This is a genomic window from Vibrio sp. sp1 (genome assembly GCF_016920955.1).
GTDB classification, from domain to species: Bacteria; Pseudomonadota; Gammaproteobacteria; order Enterobacterales; family Vibrionaceae; genus Vibrio; species Vibrio alginolyticus.
In genome coordinates, this window is record NZ_CP060589.1 from 394,781 (window position 1) to 411,386 (window position 16,606).

General features: G+C 44.1%; 13 protein-coding genes and 1 tRNA gene. 7 read left to right on the plus strand and 7 right to left on the minus strand.

Annotation, left to right across the window (positions count from 1 at the left end; genetic code table 11):
- Positions 1–251 precede the first annotated feature (251 nt).
- On the plus strand, positions 252–1,685 hold the full coding sequence (gene nhaC, locus H9L11_RS01845) for a Na+/H+ antiporter NhaC (RefSeq protein WP_005380726.1): 1,434 nt from the start codon (positions 252–254) through the stop codon (positions 1,683–1,685).
- Positions 1,686–1,774: 89 nt separating this feature from the next.
- Here nhaC and H9L11_RS01850 read toward each other — a convergent pair whose 3' ends face one another.
- The 3 genes from H9L11_RS01850 to yejK all read right to left on the minus strand — a co-directional run bounded on the left by H9L11_RS01850 (position 1,775) and on the right by yejK (position 5,452).
- Entirely contained in the window at positions 1,775–2,938 is a 1,164-nt protein-coding gene (locus H9L11_RS01850) for a chemotaxis protein (RefSeq protein ID WP_033907343.1), read from the minus strand.
- Positions 2,939–3,042: 104 nt separating this feature from the next.
- Positions 3,043–4,371, minus strand: a complete 1,329-nt coding sequence (locus H9L11_RS01855) for an Hpt domain-containing protein (protein WP_033907345.1) — start codon at positions 4,369–4,371, stop codon at positions 3,043–3,045.
- Positions 4,372–4,453: 82 nt separating this feature from the next.
- A complete protein-coding gene (gene yejK, locus H9L11_RS01860) occupies positions 4,454–5,452 on the minus strand; it encodes a nucleoid-associated protein YejK (RefSeq protein WP_151515024.1) in 999 nt (332 codons plus the stop codon).
- Between the two features lie 85 nt (positions 5,453–5,537).
- Here yejK and H9L11_RS01865 point away from each other — a divergent pair, with 85 nt between their 5' ends.
- The 3 genes from H9L11_RS01865 (at position 5,538) to H9L11_RS01875 (ending at position 7,841) form a co-directional block, all read left to right on the plus strand.
- Complete coding sequence (locus tag H9L11_RS01865) at positions 5,538–5,765, plus strand: YejL family protein (protein ID WP_005380722.1); 228 nt, start codon at positions 5,538–5,540, stop codon at positions 5,763–5,765.
- A 22-nt stretch (positions 5,766–5,787) separates the two neighbouring features.
- Positions 5,788–7,596 carry a DUF3413 domain-containing protein gene (locus tag H9L11_RS01870; protein ID WP_205390968.1) on the plus strand — a complete coding sequence of 603 codons (1,809 nt, stop codon included), beginning with the start codon at positions 5,788–5,790 and terminating at the stop codon, positions 7,594–7,596.
- 154 nt (positions 7,597–7,750) lie between these two features.
- A tRNA-Ser gene (locus H9L11_RS01875) sits at positions 7,751–7,841 on the plus strand.
- 194 nt (positions 7,842–8,035) lie between these two features.
- On the opposite strand, the gene H9L11_RS01880 is transcribed toward H9L11_RS01875, so the two are convergent.
- Complete coding sequence (locus H9L11_RS01880; protein ID WP_005380720.1) at positions 8,036–8,959, minus strand: histone deacetylase; 924 nt, start codon at positions 8,957–8,959, stop codon at positions 8,036–8,038.
- A gap of 271 nt (positions 8,960–9,230) precedes the next feature.
- On the opposite strand from H9L11_RS01880, the gene H9L11_RS01885 reads away from it, so the two are divergent.
- Positions 9,231–9,920 carry an SDR family oxidoreductase gene (locus H9L11_RS01885; RefSeq protein WP_017635826.1) on the plus strand — a complete coding sequence of 230 codons (690 nt, stop codon included), beginning with the start codon at positions 9,231–9,233 and terminating at the stop codon, positions 9,918–9,920.
- A 183-nt stretch (positions 9,921–10,103) separates the two neighbouring features.
- Positions 10,104–10,310 carry a hypothetical protein gene (locus tag H9L11_RS01890; RefSeq protein WP_005380717.1) on the plus strand — a complete coding sequence of 69 codons (207 nt, stop codon included), beginning with the start codon at positions 10,104–10,106 and terminating at the stop codon, positions 10,308–10,310.
- A 44-nt stretch (positions 10,311–10,354) separates the two neighbouring features.
- On the opposite strand, the gene H9L11_RS01895 is transcribed toward H9L11_RS01890, so the two are convergent.
- On the minus strand, positions 10,355–12,322 hold the full coding sequence (locus tag H9L11_RS01895; RefSeq protein WP_033907348.1) for a DNA topoisomerase III: 1,968 nt from the start codon (positions 12,320–12,322) through the stop codon (positions 10,355–10,357).
- A gap of 103 nt (positions 12,323–12,425) precedes the next feature.
- Positions 12,426–12,974: an NAD(P)H nitroreductase gene (locus tag H9L11_RS01900; RefSeq protein WP_005380711.1), complete on the minus strand. Its 549-nt coding sequence runs from the start codon at positions 12,972–12,974 to the stop codon at positions 12,426–12,428.
- A gap of 173 nt (positions 12,975–13,147) precedes the next feature.
- Here H9L11_RS01900 and H9L11_RS01905 point away from each other — a divergent pair, with 173 nt between their 5' ends.
- Complete coding sequence (locus H9L11_RS01905) at positions 13,148–14,464, plus strand: MFS transporter (RefSeq protein WP_064376890.1); 1,317 nt, start codon at positions 13,148–13,150, stop codon at positions 14,462–14,464.
- A 59-nt stretch (positions 14,465–14,523) separates the two neighbouring features.
- On the opposite strand, the gene H9L11_RS01910 is transcribed toward H9L11_RS01905, so the two are convergent.
- A complete protein-coding gene (locus H9L11_RS01910; protein WP_005380708.1) occupies positions 14,524–16,536 on the minus strand; it encodes an NADPH-dependent 2,4-dienoyl-CoA reductase in 2,013 nt (670 codons plus the stop codon).
- Positions 16,537–16,606: the final 70 nt, after the last annotated feature.

The window sequence follows — 16,606 nt, forward strand, 5'->3', positions numbered from 1 at the left end:
TTAGCCCCCTAATTGGTCTTACCACTCAATGAGAAAATAACACATGAAGCACAATAATTTCACATCACACAACATTTAAAACCAAAAAAGTTAAAATAAACTAACAGTTAATTTCACAAGCAAACGTTTTTACCGACGAACATCAAGATAAAACACCAAATGTTCGAAATATAATTTTTGTTAATGTATGTTATGCGCGATTACAACAAGGAGCGCCTTCCTCTATTGCTCCAAGATTGACAGAGGCACATATGAAGCAAGTTACACCACGCCTACCAAGCTTGATACAGGTATTTATCTCGCTCGGTTTATTTCTCCTGCTGGCATTTTCGTTCACAGCCAAGCTAGACCTACCGATTCAGCTAGCGCTATACATCGGTTGGTTCATTGTCATGATATTGGGCATAAAGCTTGGCCACCAGTATAAAGATCTGGAAAAAGCAGCACTAAATGGCATTTCCAATGGACTTGGAGCCGTTTTAATCCTTTTGGCCGTTGGCGCGCTTGTAGGTACTTGGATCTCTGGTGGTATTGTTCCAACCATTATTTACTACGGCCTTAAAGCCATCCACCCTTCCATCTTTTTGCTCGCGACCATGATCATCTGTTCATTGACTGCGCTAGCGACTGGCACATCTTGGGGGGCGGCTGGCACGGCAGGTATTGCAATGATGGGTATCGGTCAAGGTCTTGGTGTTCCTGCGCCAATCACTGCAGGTGCCGTACTTTCAGGCTGTTACTTTGGTGACAAAATGTCGCCTCTATCGGATTCAGTAATCCTTGCTTCATCTATGTCTAACGTTGAAGTGATGGAACATATTAAAGGCATGTTGCCGATAGCACTCATTAGCTACATTATTACAGGCATTATGTTTACTGCATTTGGCTTCCACTACGCAGGTCAAGTTGACATGAGCCAGGTAGACTCTGTCATTAAAGCGATGGAACAGCAGTTCTACATCACCCCTTACTCATTTGTTCCTGTGATCATCGTATTGTCACTTCTAGCGATGCGTATGCCTTCATTCCCAGTGATCAGTTTTGGTTCTCTGCTAGGTATTATTTGGGCAGTGATGATCCAAGATGTCGATTTCCTAACCGCGTTCAACACGGCTTGGGCTCCATTTGCAATCTCATCTGGCGTAGATTTCATTGACTCAATCCTTAACCGTGGCGGCATGTCTTCAATGCTTGGGTCGGTAGCGGTTATCGTATTCGGCCTTGGTTTTGGCGGTCTACTAGATAAAGTAGGCGTGCTAGAGACTATCGCGAAGCTGTTTGAAAAACGCGTTCAAAGTGCAGGTTCATTGGCAACAAGCACAATTGGTACGGCCTTTATGGGCAACGTATTTGGTTCAGCGATGTACGTTTCACTTATTCTGACCCCAAAAATCTGTGCGAAGAACTATGACCGTCTAGGCTACAAACGTAAGAATTTGTCTCGTAACGCAGAATTTGGCGGCACGCTAACCTCAGGTATGGTCCCTTGGAGTGACAACGGTATCTACATGGCCAGTATTTTGGGTGTTGCTACACTGTCTTATGCCCCGTTCATGTGGCTGAGTTTTGTATGTATCATCGTAACGATCTTCACTTCTTACATGGGTTGGTTTGTTGATAAGTGCGAACCAACAGCAGAAGCAGTTGAAGAAGCTGAAGGCGAATTAAAGCAGCAAACCGCTTAACTTCGCAGAGATAGAAAGAACCTCCCTTCCGAATTCAATACTAAAAAAGAGCGCTTTAAAGCGCTCTTTTTTATTTCCAAAACAAATCGTTAGCTTTGTTTGACTGACGTTTTCACGGCTGTACGCTTCCCAAACCAATAGCCCAAGCTAAGCGGTGCAAAGAATATAACGGCAATGAACAGAATAAAGTAGATGATGGTACTTTTGACAAGTTCAATCAGCTTAGTCATTGCGAGATTCACAACCTCTTGCGACACTCGATCCATATCTTGAGCAAACTTCTCGCGCTCATGGGTAATGATCTGTGCGATTTCTTGGCGCTCTCTGGCAACCATCAGCTCTATAGCTTGGCGTTCTTCACCCAACTGAGATAAACGCGCCTCCGTCCTTTGATCGATATCGTCAACCAAAGGTTGTAACTCCAGCGCCATTTGTTCTGCCAAATAACGCATGTACTCTGGGTTGTTATCGATAAAATCCCTCATCGAATCAGCGGTAACTTGCAAACTATTGAGCGCCGCATTGACTTTTTCGATACTGGCAGAGCTATTCAAGGCCAACAACTGCGCTTTCCACGTCATAATTTTTGGTGTCTGCTCTGATACCAGACTTAGACGATCAGAGACATCCCCAAGTGCTTCTGGCATCGTGCCTAGCGTTGTAACGGCTTCCTCTTCGCTAATTTGGTTTGCATCTAACCACCTACGGTAAGCCGGAGTCCTAATCATGCTTAAATCAGCGAATGGATGCTGCTTGGCGAACTCTGCAACAAACGTTTGTGTCTTGATGTATGCTTCTTTCTTCAATAAAGATTGAGCCAGTTTATCTACCTCTTTCGCTAAATAAACGGAAACTAACTTGGCCTCATCAGACGCAAAGAGCTCATTACCAGAAGCGGTAGTAAAGAACTGTTCCATTTGTAGCGTGAAAGTCCATGTATCAATCAGTGCAGCCATTGGGGACACTTGGTATGCAGAAGCTTGGATGCCTTCTTCAGCATTTATCTTCCAAAGTAAAATATAAGATTGATGAACTTTATCATGAGGCTCATATTGTTCGTGTAGTGCGTCTGCTGCTTGCTCAACCTGAGCAAAAAACTGCTGCGCATACTCACGAGTCAAAAGACGCATATTGAGCTCTTGTTTGGTAAGAGGGACGGTTTGACTCTCGATCTTGACTTCGAGCAGGGAGCACCCTGAAAGCATCATAACCAGCCCTATCAACATCATTGAAGACATTCGGCGAACGGACATGAAAACACCTTTAACAAATTGTATAGAACAGGAATAAAGCGAACTAAGTCATATAGTTCGAGCCTTTATTACCTCAACTCTTATGACATTAAGTCAGAGCAATATCAATCTGTTAGCGCTTCTGTTATCTTTTCACTATTGAGAACATTATTAGCAAAAAGTATGGTTTGTTTTAGGACATCATCTAAACATGCCAACTTCTCTTCCGGCACTTTTTGCCCTTGTTTAATCAACAGTTCAATATCACCCGAAATACAGTGCAATGGCATTGCACCTAAACTCCCTGAGACCCCTTTAAGACTGTGTGCGGCTCTTTGCGCTTGCTCTTTATCCTCTTCTAACAGCTGATACATTTTAGTGCCATCGCCAGAGTGATCCTGAATAAAGACCTCCAGTAACATCCGCACAGCGCCCTCGTCACCAGACAGAGAATCTAACATTTTATTGATATCTATGTACGGCTCACGTTCCACTACTTCCACTTGTGATGAATTCACCTCATTACAACTTTTTTCGTTCATTTGGACGTTTTGAAAATTTTCTGACTGAGCTGAGGGAACAGTGTTAGCTCCATTTTCATCATCGCCAACTTGCTCTGACTTTTTATCATCGGTTCTGGGTAGTGGTATCGGTTGAATCGTTTTTGGGGAGAAGGCTCCCCATGAAATGAGGAAAAGGAGCAAACCACTGATTACAGACAACCAAACAATAAAAGTCATTAGCTTCTGTTCCAACTGATCATTTATCGAAGTTAACTGGTTCGGGAAATCTGGATTAAGCAGTTGATTAGATAAATAACTGCCCTGTGCCTGAGCAGATAGTGCGCTTGAGGTTTGAGCAAGCTGGCGCTGAAGAGCGCTTCGCTCTTCGGGAGAGAGCGTCTCTGATTCAATAAAAAGTCGGTCTAAGTCACGGTAAGTATCGCTATTCGTTGCAGAGTCACTAAAGACAGACTCAAAAACAAGCGCACCTAAGCGATAGTACATTGCCTGAATTTTCTCAGAGTTTTCTGTTCGAGCACGGCTGCTTCGTAACTGTTCTGCTAACGAAACCAATTCACTGTCACTTCTTACAAAAGCTCGAGCACTTTCTAAAAATCGGTCGGTCGTATAAAGCAATTGAGTGATGTCTGGTGTGATTTTCCCTTCAGAAAACTCACTTTCAAGCTGTAAGCGAACTGCATAAGCCAACTGAAGTTTCAGTGAAATTTGGTCGACGTGTTTAACACGGTAAGGCAGATCGAAGTTAAAAAAGTGCCTGACTTCTTCAACTTTACTTCCTAACTCATTTACAGTCGAAATCGTTTGAATCGTTTGTTTGGCTTGCAGCCAAATGCCAAGTGCTAAAACACACCACAAAACGAACCAGAACCAAACAAACCGCCGTATTCCTTCTTTTAGCTTCAGCAACACTTGCCCCTCGCATATCTCCATTAATTACAAGCATATACTATGGATGTTTCTTATTCACATAAAAAAAGAGAGCCGTTTGCTCTCTTTATTTAACGATATGATTTTAATTGCGACTTAACTGATCTTTTAGATTTGGAGGCGTCCCTTTAATCGTTAAGGTATCCGTCTCTGGATCATAAAAAATACGCTCGCCAAGTAAGAGACTATCGAAGCTAATATTCAAACCACCACCAGCTCCAACAAATTTAGTCAGTTTGCGAACCGTCGCACGATCACCTGGGAAAGACTCTTCAAGCTCGTACCCTTGCTCTTTGGTAAAATCCATAAAGCTTGTGCCATCTTGGCTTGGAGGAAGTTCTCCAGAAAGCTCTGAGATTTGAACTTCATCACCGGATTTAATTTGCTCATTGCAGTAGTCGTAAACTTGTTTCTTGTACTCGTTCACTTCTTGCTTTTCTAGCTTCGAGTCAGCACAAAAATCATCCACCGCCTGCATCAACACTAAGTTTTGTTGTTTAGTATCTAAGCCAATATCCGCTTGCAGAAAATCTAGGAAGAAGTCCGCCACTTTACGGCCAACACGTCCTTTAATGTATTGCAGATAACGATTGGATTCCTTGTCGGTCTCGTAGCTCGACAGGTCGATGCGTGCGGCAATATCCATTTTGGTGATATCTAAGTAATCTGTCGCACTGATGTCCAAACCTTCGGTCACTTTTAAACTCTGATTCATTGGTAAGATACCGATGAACAAGTAGTCCGTTGCTAAACTCTGATACTCAGCGAAAACCAAGATACCTTCATCCGCAAATGGGTACTTAATCAACTCTTCTTTCAAGCGATTTGCACTAATTTGTGAGAAGTCGTAAAAATCTCGCTCTCCTTTGCGCATTTCTTGAAGCCAAAATTGAAATTCGCTGTCTGACTGGAAAGCGCCAAAACCTTTACCAGCTTTAGAATGGAATACTCGGTGAAGCTCAGCGACTAAGTTTTCTGTAGATGCATCGTTCTCTAATGATGCTGGACGAAAGTTTACAACCAGCTCGTCCTGATCGTTTTTGCACAGTTGATGCAGAATAACGTTTGAAAGATGAAGACTCATAGTGATTTTATCTTGCTACAAGGTTTTAGTTGATGGGCATTGTAGGTTATCATAAGCCGCTTTTACTATCATTATTAGAGTCTTTATGCCGATTACATCTAAATATACTGACGAGCAAGTAGAAAAAATTCTTGCTGAAGTAGCAACAGTTCTTGAAAAACATGCTGCTTCTCCTGAGTTGACGCTAATGATTGCCGGAAATATCGCAACCAATGTCTTAAATCAACGTGTTGCTGCTTCACAACGCAAAGCGATTGCTGAAAAATTTGCTCAGGCGCTGATGTCTTCTTTAGAAACACCAAAAACACACTAATCACGGACAATAGAACACATACATGGTAGACAGCGGAAACTCATACGGCGAACGTGTATCTCGACTAGTTGGTTGGGGTCACTGGTTTGCATTCTTCAATATCGTTGCATCGATGTTGATAGGCACACGCTACATTGTTCAGTCTCCTTGGCCCGAGACGTTACTTGGTCAGTTTTATCTGGCGGTTTCTTGGGTTGGTCACTTTGGCTTTCTAGTTTTCGCACTTTACTTGCTTGTTCTATTCCCGTTGACGTTTATCCTGCCATCGCGGAAATTGTTCCGTTTGGTGGCAGTGATTTTCGCAACCGTTGGGCAAACCATATTATTAATTGATACCCAAGCGTATCAGTCGATCAATTTGCACTTAACTCCCGTTGTCTGGGAGTTACTATTCAGCGAAGACAAAAGTGCACTCAGCACTGACCTACAACATTTATTTGTTGTGATGCCGCTGATCTTCCTTATTCAACTCGCACTATCCGAATGGGTATGGCGAAAACAGCGCAAACTATCTCATAAGCACGTAGGACGCCCTCTCGCGGCCGTCTTTTTCCTCAACTTTATGACCAGCCATTTGGTTTACATTTGGGCAGATGCGTATTTTTACAACCCAATTACTAGCCAGCGTTCAAACTTCCCGTTGTCTTACCCGATGACAGCGAAGAGTTTTATGGAAAAACATGGTCTACTTGACCGTGAGGAATACCTAAAACGTTTAGCAGAAAACGAAGGCAACGTAGAGTTAGTCAACTACCCTCTTGAAAAGCTTGAGTTTAACCGCCGAGTTAATAAGCTCAATGTGTTGATGATAAGCATAAACAATTTACGAGCGGATGCGCTGAACCAAGAAGAGATGCCTAACCTCTATGAGTTTGCTGAAAACAATCAGAACTTCCGTAATCATTACAGCTCAAGTAATGATACATACGGGGCCTTTGGTTTGTTCTATGGCTTACCGACCAGTTATGCATCAAGCATCAAGGCGCAAGGTGCTTCCCCAGTATTGCTCGATGTACTGAAAGATCAGGGCTACAACTTTGGTTTATTCAGTGGCAGTGGGTTTGAAGATGATCTCTACTCAGAAATTATTTTCCGCGACTTGAACTTAGCGGAAGACCTAGATGGCACGCAAGCTCATACCGATAAACAATCTATCGCAAACTGGAATACATGGTTAGCAGAGAAAGCAAGTCAGCCATGGTTTAGTTACATCGAAGTCACCACCGTTGATAATTTTGAATCGATTCCTTCAAATAATGACGAAGAAATGCCCGCAAGTGAGCGATTCAAAAAAGCTTATGAATATGCAGTGAAGTCGGCGGATAGAACTATCGCCGGTATTATTGATGAACTAGAAACGACGGGACAACTGACAAACACCATCGTAATCATCACTTCTAATCACGGTAGTGAATTTAACGAAACCAATACGAACAGCTGGGGAGCAAACAGCAACTACAGCCGTTATCAATTACAAGTTCCGATGGTGATCCATTGGCCTGGAATGCTGGCTGGCGAATTTAATCACAGCACAAGCCACCTGGACCTCTCGGTTACACTATTGCAAGATATGCTCGGCGTATCTTCCAACCCATATGATTACAGTAGTGGTCGCAACCTATTCGATGAAAGTCGTCGTCGCTGGATCTTGGCGGGCGATACTCGCGAGCTTGCCTTAATTACTAGCTCACAAACCACAGTGATCGATAAGTTTGGCAACTACAAGCTGTATGACAAAAACTACAAACGACTTCGAGATGATGCACCGAAGTTGCCAGTTTTGATGCAAGGTTTAACTGAGTTACAGCGTTTTTATTCTAAAAACGATTAATACCTAGCAATCCATATACTATTCAAACTCCCCTTTTTGGGGAGTTTTTGTTTATTTAAACAACACAAACCACAAATTTGCGCAGTAAACATCCAATCAGTTCAACTAGGGGTTTACAACATTTTCAAAGCCTTATATTATGCGCCTCAACAACGGAGAGATGGCTGAGTGGTTGAAAGCACCGGTCTTGAAAACCGGCATACGTTAATAGCGTATCTAGGGTTCAAATCCCTATCTCTCCGCCACTTTTAGAAAAAGCCCGCTAAGAAATTAGCGGGCTTTTTCGCATCTCCAGACTTAAAAAGATTTGTACAAATCGCTTATCACTTCTTGAACGCAACTAAGCACTCCGCCACTCTCAGAAAGAACCCACAAAAAATTAATGCCCTTTTCGTTCGTTTCAGTGTTGAATCAATTTGATATTTACGTCTAGTTGTATCTACTCATCAATAAAGACTTCTTTAGCGGCATTGATAAGCTGCAAATGAATTGGGACGAGGTCAACATGATTCGTTCGATATCCACCTCCAACGACAGCTGCGACAGGGATACCTCGAGATTTCACTGTTTGCATTAAAAATCTATCACGTTCTAAAATCCCTTGCGTCGACACATCAAAATATCCAAGCTCATCGTCTTGATGTATATCGACACCAGCATCGTAGATAACCAAATCAGGGCGATGAAGATTAAGTGCCATATCGACCACTTCTTTAAACGCCATTAAAAAATCCTCATCACCTGTTCCTCGCACCATAGGCACATCGAGGTCAGACTGAGGCTTCCTCGCTGGGAAGTTTTTATCACAGTGGAAAGAAAGCGTGATTATATCTGGCTCATCGTCACATAAAGTTGCTGTTCCATCCCCATGATGAACATCACTGTCAATGATCAATACTTTATCGACATGCTCGACTTCGAGCGCTTGCCTGGCCGCGATCACTAAGTCATTAAATAAACAAAAACCACTGCCAAACTCTTTGTGTGCGTGGTGATACCCACCACTCAAATGAATGGCCACACCGTACTCAAGTGCCTTTTTTGCGGTCAGAGCCGTGCCCGCTGCTGAAGTTAGCGTTCTGGTAATGAGAGACTCACTCCAAGGAAAACCTATTCGGCGCATCTTCGCAGCTGGCATGTTTCCACTAACAAGTAACTCGACGTATTCCTCGTCATGAACACGTTTTACTTCCCCAACAGTTAATGCTTCGGGCTGGAAAAACTGCGTGTGCTCTTTCCAGTTATCTTTCTCCATATGCACCAATACCGATTCATAGAGGTACTGGTATTTCATAATTGGGTAACGATGCCCCTCTGGCAACTCAAGTTGAGAATAAATCGGGTGGTAGATAAATGGCAGCATGAGAAATTCTTAATAACAATGGTAACGAAATAGTATCAACTTAAAGGGTTGAATAAAACGCAATTTAATTGATAATGATTTTCAATATCAATTAAATTTAATATACATATGAATTCTACTTTCTTTGCTATTCTCGGCGCACTGTTTGGCTCTCTTTGTGCCCTATCCCTATTTTCATCTCTTGTTGTTGGTGCGTGGTGGTTGGTTGATTTTATTGTGCTTAACTAACACAATGACTTTCAACTGAAATCAAAAAAACATAGGTGTTTGTATGAGTCAAACCGTCTTTATTACCGGAGCAAATCGCGGCATTGGCCTTAGCTTAACTGAGCTGTACCTGAAGCAAGGCCACCAAGTACATGCTACTAGCCGTTCCTTAGAGAACAGTTCAGAACTACAAACTCTAGCCTCACAATTCAGTAATCTGGTTTTGCACGAACTGGATGTCACTCATTACGAACAAGTCGCTAAGCTTGCCGATAAACTCCCTGCCATCGACTTACTCATCAATAATGCAGGATATTACGGCCCCAAGGGATATGGCTTTGGAAACACTGACGTAGAAGAATGGCGTAAAGCCTTCGAAGTAAACACCATTGCACCGTTAAAACTGGTTGAGCACTGTTACCCTCGCTTACAACAAGGCAAGATAAAAAAGATTGCTTGTATCTCATCAAAAGTGGGGAGCATGACCGAAAATACGTCCGGTGGCGGTTATATTTATCGCTCATCGAAAGCGGCGCTTAACTCGGTTGTGAAAAGCTTAAGTAATGATTTAACACCTGAAGGATTTACCGTTTTAGCGCTTCACCCTGGTTGGGTAAAAACGGCGATGGGTGGGCCAAATGCTTTGATAGATACGCAAACCTCCGCGCAAGGCCTAGCGAACGTGATAGAGCTGAGCACACCGCAGCTTTCAGGTCGATTTATTAACTACGATGGTACTGAGTTACCTTGGTAGCAGCATTAAGACACAACCATCACTAAACCAAATACCATCAAAGCCAGGCTTCATAATCGTGACTTGGTTGGCAAACATAATGTTCATCAGTGATCCACCAGCATAATTCACGCAATCTAACTTGAATTTATCTACATCCAATCCAGACTTAGGAAAAAGTAGAACAAATAAGGAGAAAGCACGATGGCAGCAGATAGGGATTTGGTTAATTTTAGCGAAGAGCACGAACTAAATTACTGCTTGAGAAGTGCTGGTAAACGCCAAACTCAAGCGAATCGAGATACATTAGTTGACTTGGGCAACCAGGTGAAAGAGGTACTGGACAAACGCGTGTTAACTCAAGGTGAAGTAAGAGGCGCGATCCAAAACCACGGTGATCTGTTCGAGTAATCTATTTTCAAGCATGCGCGGAGTTTAATTACGCCGCGCTTGTCCTATGCCTGCTTACCTTTGGTTGCACGAGATTTAGTCGCGCCACCATTCTTTGAATAACTGCGCTTTTTACGTTTAAACGCAGGACGTTCCACCTTGGGTAGATGACGTAATGAATCAGGGATAGGCCCTGCTTTTACTTGTGCCATCAAGCTATCAATGCGTTGTTCCAGTGCTTGCATGAACGGCTGATATGCTTGATTTCTCTCTGCCATACCTTGTAACTGGTGCTCCCAATGAGCCGTCATATCAGGGTATGTTGAATCTTCTGGCAAGGCATGAATGAGACCTCTTCCAGCAGGAGAACTGAGAATTGACTTACCTTGACGCGTAAGCAGTTGGCGTTTGAACAGCGTGTCCAAAATACCAGCGCGAGTCGCTTCCGTGCCTAGCCCATCAGTGTCACGAAGGATTTTTTTCAGTTCTTTATCCGCAACGTAACGGGCGATCCCGGTCATCGCTTGCAACAGCGATGCCTCGGTAAAATGCTTTGGTGGCTCGGTTTTTCGGTCTTTTATTTCCCCTTCACGACAAGTTAACACGGTGCCTTCGGGTAGCGGTGGCACGGCATCAATACCTTCATCTTCCTTGTCAGTTTTGCCCATTAGCGCTTTCCAACCCGGCGAAACTAACTGACGACCTTTCGCGACAAACGTACCACCAGCGATATCGAAAACCAATTTCGCTTCTGCGTAAACCGCCGCCGGATAGAACTGCATGAGGTACTGGCGCGCAATCAATTGATACACTTTCATCTCATTGCCGGAAAGCGCATTCACATTAGCTTGCTTCGGTGTAGGGATAATCGCATGGTGCGCATCCACTTTTTTATCGTTCCAGGCTTTGGACTTTAATGTTAAGTCTGCTCCCTGAACGGCAACTTGCAACTCTTTTGCGTTATTCGCAATAGCAGTTGTCACCGTCCCTGCTTGTGAGTAGTGTTCCATCGGTAAATAGCGACAATCTGAACGCGGGTAAGTGATCAGCTTGTGCTTTTCATACAATGCCTGACAAGTATCTAGTACTTGTTGCGCACTCATACCATAGCGCTTCGCGGCATCGATCTGTAAAGCAGATAACGAATAAGGTAATGGTGCTGATTGCTTGGTTTGCTTTTGTTCCGACTCTGTCACTTTTGCGGGTTGATTTGCAATACGGTTTGCAACATTTTCTACCAACTTACGGTTTAATACTCGACCTTCTTCGTCCTGCCAAGGCTTACATGCCTCACTTGGCTTCCAACGAGCACGAATATCAAAAGTACCATTGGCATCTTGATATGGGATCAGAGCATGTAGGGTAAAATAGTCCTTCGGGACAAAGTTTTCGATTTCTTCATCACGACGCACCACTAAGCCAAGAACTGGCGTTTGCACTCGCCCTACCGAGAGAACACCTTGATACCCTGCTTTTTGACCAAGCAAGGTATAAGCACGAGACATGTTCATACCATACAGCCAATCAGCCCGAGAGCGGGCCAATGCTGAAACTGAAAGTGGGATAAACTCGCGATTACTGCGCATAGAACTGAGAGCACGTTTAACCGCAGGTAAGTTCAAGTCGGAAATCAACAAACGCTGTGTAGATTCCTTCTTGGTTTTAGATAACTTGCAATAGTCCAGAACTTCATCAACTAACAGCTGACCCTCTCGATCTGGGTCTCCTGCATGAATGACTTCGTTAGCTTCTTTGAGCAATTTACGAATCACTGTTAATTGCTTACTTGCGCTTTTCCTCGGTCTGAGCTGCCATTGCTGCGGAACAATTGGTAAATCTGCCATATTCCACTTTTTATAACGCTCATCGTAAGCGTCAGGTTCGACTTGTTCGAGCAAATGGCCGATACACCAAGTAACGATATCCCCGTTCCCACAGCGGATGAATCCTTGATCTTTCTTTTGAGGGTTTGCCAGTGCAGCGGCAATCGCACGGCCTAAGCTTGGTTTTTCAGCAATAAACAGACGAGACATAACGTTTTGGAAATAAATATAATTAGGGCCACATTAACGAATGTAGCCCTAATAAATCAAGAAAAACTGTATAAATAAACAGTCAGTTTATTTAAGTTTTTAGTTATAGGAATTCAACAAACTGAGAAAGGTCACGCTCAGGAACTTTCATCGGTGTACAACCAGGCGTGCCTAAGTACAAGAAACCAACAATCTCATCGTCACCCTCTAAACCAAATGCTTGATGAACTTCTGGATGGAACATCCACTTACCTGAGCGCCAAAACCCTTGAAAGCCTTGCGCTACAGCTGCCATTTGCATCGCTTGTACAGCGCATCCCGCAGATAAGTGTTGCTCTAGTGCTGGTACTTTCTCATGTTCTGTTACTTTAGCAATCACCGTGATCACCATTGGTGCGCGAAATGGGGCATTCTTTACCTTTTCGACCACCGCTTCATCACTATTTTCAGCTTCTGCCGCTTTTACCAATATATCTGACAGTTTTTTCAAACCATCGCCCTGTGCGATAACGAAACGCCAAGGGGTTAATCCCGCATGGTCAGGCGCACGAAGGCCAGCACGAATGATGTTCTCAAGTGCTTTACCTTCTGGAGCAGGCGCGGATAACTTCGCGATAGATCGGCGATTGAGCAAAAGATCGAGAGCGTCCATGAAAGAATCCTTATTGAATATCGTTGTTATTTTGTTTACGCCACTTTAGCACAATCTGCTCCTGCGAATAACAACCGGTTTTCTGTGGGCTTGATAACGTGCTTCACTTAACATCAATCTGGGTTTAATGTTAATTTATTCGCGAAATGAATAAGTTGAACATAGGCAGGTTGATGAACAAGGACAAACAAAACAGCATTTACGAAAAGATCGTTAATGACGAAGATGCCCGTGCCTGTAAGGCGATTCCTGAATCAGCTTGTCATCAAGTTCCCGGCAACTTTCTTAAAATAATTCTCGCTCAGTTTTTAACGAAAGTCGGCGATGCGTTAATCAATCCTAAAGTCACGTTGCCGTGGATACTACAAAGTCTCGGGGCACCGGTTTACTTAATTGGTTGGCTCGTTCCTATTCGTGAATCAGGTTCCCTTATCCCACAACTTAGCATCGCGCACTACATCCGACGCATTCCAGTAAGAAAATGGGTCTGGGTAATTGGCAGCATCTTGCAGGCTCTTTCCATATTTGCAATCGGAGTGGTCGCATTAACTCTGACAGGAGCTGCTGCGGGTTATGGTGTAATTGCATGTCTTGTGATCTTCAGCCTCTCACGCGGTTTAAATTCCGTCGCATCAAAAGATGTATTGGGCAAAACCATCCCTAAAAACCAACGAGGTCAAGTCAACGGCTGGTCTTCAAGTGCTGCTGGCCTGGTTACGCTGCTTTTCGCGAGCCTTCTGGCACTAGCCTGGTTATGGGACGTAGAGCCGACAGAGCGCTTTTACGGTCTGAGTTTAGGCTTAGCGGGCGTCATATGGCTCATCGCGGCATTCGTCTATGCGCGAATTAATGAGTATGCCGGTGAGGTAGACGGTGGTCGAAATGGCGTCCTCGAAGCATTTAAACAACTCGCGTTACTTAAGACAGACGTGACCTTTCGTCGATTCGTTATCACGCGGACACTATTTTTATGTTCTGCGCTGAGTGCACCGTACTACGTTGTGCTGGCACAGCAATCTCTGGGTGGACAGCTCTGGGTGCTAGCTCTCTTTATGTTTGCGAGTGGCTTAGCCTCCTTTGTGTCAGGTCCTTTCTGGGGAAGAATGTCCGATCGCTCTAGCCGCAGTGTGATGGTCATAGGCGCAATGATGAGCGCGCTACTTGGTGTTGTGTTATTTGTTTACGATACATGGGTCACCGCTAGCCAAAGCTTCCTATTCGTGATTCCTCTGCTTTACTTTTGTGTTTGTATTGCCCACGACGGAATACGAGTCGGACGAAAAACCTATTTAGTTGATATCGCAGAAGGTGACAAACGGACGAGCTATGTAGCCGTGAGTAACACAGTGGTTGGGATAATGCTGCTTCTAATGAGCTCTCTTGGTGTTATGTCGAACTTCTTGAGCCTTTCAGCTGTGGTGTTAGTGTTCTCTTTTATTACTTTTGCTGGCGTGGTAATGGCCAAACAACTGCCAGATATCAGTGACTAGTTCTATACAAAAAAGCTGCGCTCAAAGCGCAGCTTTTATGGTAAACACACATTAAAAGGCTAGAGTTTTACCGCCAATTTAACACCTTGACGAATCGCACGCACAGCATCAAGTTCACCCGCATGGTCAGCTCCGCCAATGATATGAATCTTCTCTCCAAGTTCAGACCATTTATCTTCAAACGGACGTACAGACTCTTGCCCAGCACAAATGATAACTTTGTCTGCATTAAGTACCTGCGCGCTTCCGTCTACATGAATGTGCAAACCTTGATCATCAATTTTATCGTAAGACACGCCGCCGACTAAATGTACGCCCCGTTTTTCAAGGGTACGTTTATGGATCCAACCTGTCGTTTTACCCGGGCCTTTACCTACACGACCTTTACGACGCTGAAGTACCCAGACTTCTTTATCGCTGACCGCATCAGGGTAAGGGTATAAACCACCCGGCTGAGACATCTCCTTGTCGATTCCCCATTCATGCAACCAGTCATCCAACGTTTGTCCAACTGGCTCAGTGAGCATGGTCGCGACATCTACGCCAATGCCACCAGCACCAACGATAGCCACTTTCTCACCGACTGGCGTTTTGTCTCGAATGAGAGTTTGATAGTCGACGACTTTCTCTGGGTTATCAATTCCATCAATATTGACTTTACGTGGCTCAACACCCGATGCCATCACTATCTCATCGTATTCTGTGAGTAAGTCATAGTTCGCTTCCGTCGATAAGTGCAGATTCACGCCTGTTTCATCAATACGGTTAGCGAAATATCGTATCGTCTCTCGAAACTCTTCCTTACCAGGGATCTGCATCGCAAGACGGAACTGACCACCGATGCGGTCGTTCTTTTCGAACAAATCAACCTTATGGCCACGTTCAGCCAGTGTGGTCGCACAAGCCAAGCCCGCAGGTCCAGCACCAACAACTGCAATGTTTTTCTTTTTAAAGGCTGGTTCAACAACAATTTCGGTTTCATAGCACGCTAGAGGGTTCACTAAGCAACTGGCGCGCTTACCTTTAAACACGTTATCTAGACACGCCTGATTACAACCAATACACGTATTAATAAGCTGCGCTTTTTCCTGTTCGGCTTTAGCAACAAAGTAAGGATCGGCCAAGAATGGGCGCGCCATCGAAACCATGTCGGCATGACCTGAAGATAAAATACGTTCTGCTTCATCTGGCGTATTTATACGGTTGCAAGTGATAATAGGAACCGAAACGTGAGGTTTAACTTTTTCCGTAACCCATGTAAACGCACCGCGTGGTACTTGAGTCGCAATTGTCGGAATTCGAGCCTCATGCCAACCGATACCCGTATTAATAATCGTGACGCCAGCCTCTTCAAGTGCTTTCGCCAATTCGATAACGTCTTCAAAAGTGCTGCCCTGCTCGACAAGATCCAGCATAGAAAGACGGAAGATGATGATGAACTTGTCACCTACCGCCTTGCGTACCGCTTTAACAATTTCTAGCGGAAAACGCATACGTTTTTTATAGCTGCCACCCCATTCGTCGTAACGCATATTAGTACGTTTACATAAGAATTGGTTTATCAAGTAACCTTCCGAGCCCATTAACTCGACGCCATCATAACCAGCAAGCTGTGCTAACTCCGCACTATTAGCAAACGCGTCGATGGTTTTCTTTATCTGGCGGTCGCTCATTTCACTCGGAGCAAACTTTGCAATTGGCGCTTTAATGCCAGATGCACTTTGCGAGAATGGATGCATTGCATAACGCCCAGCATGGAGAATTTGCAACGCAATTTTACCACCGTGCTTGTGCACCGCTTCTGTCACAACTTTATGGGCTTTAGCATGTTTTGGCTTGCTGAATTCAGCACTCAACGGGTGTAAACGACCGCGTAAGTTAGGAGAAAAACCTCCGGTTACAATCAGTCCGACACCGCCTTTCGCGCGTTCTTCATAAAAAGCCGCGAGCTTCTGTAATCCTTCTTTGTGCTCTTCTAAGCCCGTGTGCATTGATCCCATCAGAACTCGGTTTCGTAATTGTGTGAAACCGAGGTCCAGTGGCTTTAATAGGTTTGGGTACATGGCAGACATCACTTAACATCCATTGTTATTATCATGGTCTGACCAGATTAAGCCTGCTCAACCAAAAAATCAAACAAGC

Excerpts from the sequence above, each read along its gene's own strand:
- nhaC (WP_005380726.1), top strand. The coding sequence starts at position 252 with ATGAAGCAAGTTACACCACGCCTACCAAGCTTGATACAGGTATTTATC.
- yejK (WP_151515024.1), bottom strand. The coding sequence starts at position 5,452 with ATGAGTCTTCATCTTTCAAACGTTATTCTGCATCAACTGTGCAAAAAC.
- H9L11_RS01900 (WP_005380711.1), bottom strand. The coding sequence starts at position 12,974 with ATGGACGCTCTCGATCTTTTGCTCAATCGCCGATCTATCGCGAAGTTA.
- H9L11_RS01880 (WP_005380720.1), bottom strand. The coding sequence starts at position 8,959 with ATGCTGCCATTTATCTACCACCCGATTTATTCTCAACTTGAGTTGCCA.
- H9L11_RS01885 (WP_017635826.1), top strand. The coding sequence starts at position 9,231 with ATGAGTCAAACCGTCTTTATTACCGGAGCAAATCGCGGCATTGGCCTT.
- H9L11_RS01890 (WP_005380717.1), top strand. The coding sequence starts at position 10,104 with ATGGCAGCAGATAGGGATTTGGTTAATTTTAGCGAAGAGCACGAACTA.
- H9L11_RS01895 (WP_033907348.1), bottom strand. The coding sequence starts at position 12,322 with ATGTCTCGTCTGTTTATTGCTGAAAAACCAAGCTTAGGCCGTGCGATT.
- H9L11_RS01870 (WP_205390968.1), top strand. The coding sequence starts at position 5,788 with ATGGTAGACAGCGGAAACTCATACGGCGAACGTGTATCTCGACTAGTT.
- H9L11_RS01905 (WP_064376890.1), top strand. The coding sequence starts at position 13,148 with ATGAACAAGGACAAACAAAACAGCATTTACGAAAAGATCGTTAATGAC.
- H9L11_RS01865 (WP_005380722.1), top strand. The coding sequence starts at position 5,538 with ATGCCGATTACATCTAAATATACTGACGAGCAAGTAGAAAAAATTCTT.
- H9L11_RS01850 (WP_033907343.1), bottom strand. The coding sequence starts at position 2,938 with ATGTCCGTTCGCCGAATGTCTTCAATGATGTTGATAGGGCTGGTTATG.
- H9L11_RS01910 (WP_005380708.1), bottom strand. The coding sequence starts at position 16,536 with ATGTCTGCCATGTACCCAAACCTATTAAAGCCACTGGACCTCGGTTTC.
- H9L11_RS01855 (WP_033907345.1), bottom strand. The coding sequence starts at position 4,371 with ATGGAGATATGCGAGGGGCAAGTGTTGCTGAAGCTAAAAGAAGGAATA.